Below are 2,731 nucleotides of genomic sequence, written 5' to 3'. Positions count from 1 at the left end.
ATCCCATCCTGAGCGAGGGAGCTTATGTTCGGCGGCGGATTGCCAGGACCAGCCGTACCACAGGGAGTTCTTATCTCGCCGGAAATATATTGGCCGCTGTTGCAGGGCAGGTTGTTCACGTCGAGAAAATAACTTCCTCTCAGAGAGTTCTGGTAAGCTACAACCTCTTTAACCGACAGCGGCGCCGAGAATATCGTCACTCCCTCAAATCCGGGCAATGCCTCTGTCGGCTCGATCATCGGCCGGGTTTGCCCGGGCACACCGGCAGCGCCAATAAGCCACGGCCCGACCGATCCGAATATGACGGCCTTCGGCCGGCCGGTCGGCGTACCAGTGTCGAAAGGGAAATGCGGGAAGCCACCGTCAAGCACGGCCTCATCCCACTGGTAAGCGGTAAACGCCAGAAAATAGGTATACGGCGCGAAACGGTCGATGCGAACCTTGCCGTCTGGTGTGAAGGTATAGTAAATCCACTCGGTTCCCGAGAACTCGCCTATTGGTCCCAGGAGATTCATATCCCAGGGCTTCTGCCAATAAGCGGTTTGCGCCATCTTCCCTTGAAGCAAGCTTTTGGCAAAAGACCACTTTTGCCCACTTAAACTGGGCTTGGCCCCCAAAGCGAATGATAAGTATGCGTCGTTGGAATTGGAACTCAATAGGGATAGCGCGCTACCGCCATTGTCAACGGTATTATCACGGGTCTTTTCGACCAAAAGGACTGTGAAACCCGTGGCCGGGCTAATCGACGCGATCTCCCTTGTCTCGATCGACCAGCTTGGCGGAAAGTTAAAAGACGTCTTATTGGTATAGAAGTCAAATGCCTGCTTTGTATTATCAGGCACCGGATAATCTGCCTCTGCCGCAGAGTCGTGTATATACAGCTTCGGATACTCGCCAAAAACAGGCACGACCTTGGGGGTGAGTGTCTGAGACACCTTTACCGACGCGCTTTTAAGGCAGTCAGCCTGATCGGCGCATGAACCAGCGTGGCTTGCACCAGCAGCGAGACACGCCATGATGAATAGCGGTAGAGAGATTGTCTTTCCAGTTTTCATTGGAAGTTCCTCTTTGAAGCGTAGGTCTTACATTCAGCGACTCAGTTCGCTGGTGTTGCGGCGCCCTAACGCGCGCAGCATGTCGCCAACCACGTCGGGCCAGTCAGTGGTGATCAGATTGGTACGATTGACGATCGCCATTTCCGGATCGCCGCGATAGTCTGGCACGATGCCTCCTGGAGCGGTCGATGTGGGATCGGAGTTGTGCCCGAAGCAGCATTTTCCAGCGCTGTTAGCAACGCCCTCCGGATAGTAGTTACTTTCATGATAGGTGGCGAAGCCCTGCTTTTGATCGACATAGTCGAAATACGCCTGAAGACCGTCACCTTTGTAGAATTGGTTCATTTCAAATTGCACGGGGAACGGCGCCACATTCCACTGATCGTAGATTGTGTCCTGGTGAGGATCATTATTGGAATCCTTCACGTTCTTGTCGTCCGGGTTTTCTACTATGATCAAACCGCCAATGACATTGGGATCGTAGGTGGTCCGATTCAGAAACGTGCCAATATCCACCGCATCTTTGGCTTTCAGCTTGAATACCACAGCCTTGCTGAGCTGCGGATTTTTCTTGGCCGCGAGGATGTCAAGGCAACGTTGAGTGAGTTCGATGGGATCAGTGGGATCCTGATCGTCCACCGCCCCTTTCACATCGACGATCATCACATACCCATGCCCATCATCGGCGACGTATTGGGCGAGCAGATCAAGCGCTGCAGAGGACGTCGAGAACTTCGCCGTGCGCCCCTGCGAGTCCTTAAACACGCGTCCATGACGGTCGCGCAGATCGGCTTGCTGTATTTGCGAATAGTTCTGATTGTACAGCAGGCCGCTTCCGGTAGATTCCCGCTCGATCCTGTAGTCGTGAGAAAGAATGACTTCCTTGTCCGCGGTAATGCGGGCATCGACCTCCACGGTCTCGATCTGTGAATTCCAGGCATCTTGCAAGGCGTAGGCTGAATTCTCGGGATAGACCTCCCAAGATCCGCGATGCGCAGATAGCAGAACCAAGTCCTGGTCGGGTTTTGGCAATCTGAACATGTTTCTTGTGATGGCGCTGACGAGATATGGTGAAGGCTTCACCGGAAGCAACGCCTCTGCCCCGGCATGGGATGAGAAACACAAGGCAAAAATTGACGTGGAAATAAGTGATGCATGCATGATCAATCCCCAGAAAAATAACGTTCGCAATCGCGCTGTTTTTACCTCATTGCTTTCAGCCGTCGTCCAAAACGACGTCAAGATAGTTTCCTTCTCGGCCACAACCTTGCAAGGGTCGTCGTGGCTGTATGCGACATCACGGCGAGGCCCACCCTTGTTTGAGCAGGTCTGGTCTTATCGCTCGGGACAAGCGGCCCGGAGTTGCACGCTCTCCTGCGCATCAGAATACCCTTCCCTGCGGTCTCACCTCCACTGCTCTATCCGGCGGGGACACGGCCGTCATGGCTGCCGTACGAAGCGCCCTCCCCACGCACCGCTCTGCGAGCCGATTGGAGATCTGCCATCGCCGTCCGCCGTGACAAAATCACCAAAGCAAGTTGTATGCCGGATTGGCGCACCGTTTGCGCTGCACCACTTGTCGGTGCCGGCGGCCCGAATCTGGCGACCCCTTTGGTCGGGCTTCCAACATTCTTGTCCAGCTTCGGACAAAAGTAGGTTTGCGGGTAGACACACGC

2 protein-coding genes are annotated in these 2,731 nt (G+C 54.4%); both read right to left on the bottom strand.

The genetic code is table 11. From position 1 onward, the window contains the following. A partial coding sequence (locus C9413_RS30670) for a hypothetical protein (protein ID WP_170251369.1) occupies positions 1 to 1,055 on the bottom strand: 1,055 nt, incomplete at its 3' end. 33 nt (positions 1,056 to 1,088) lie between these two features. Continuing rightward, positions 1,089 to 2,297, bottom strand: coding sequence for a glycerophosphodiester phosphodiesterase family protein (locus C9413_RS30665; RefSeq protein ID WP_246703898.1), 1,209 nt, complete (start codon positions 2,295 to 2,297; stop codon positions 1,089 to 1,091). Between the last annotated feature and the right edge of the window lie 434 nt (positions 2,298 to 2,731).

It is taken from the genome of Rhizobium sp. SEMIA 4085 (assembly GCF_013004495.1).
GTDB lineage: Bacteria > Pseudomonadota > Alphaproteobacteria > Rhizobiales > Rhizobiaceae > Rhizobium > Rhizobium gallicum.
Note: the sequence above shows the minus strand (reverse complement) of the source record. Positions and strands in the feature narration are given on the sequence as shown.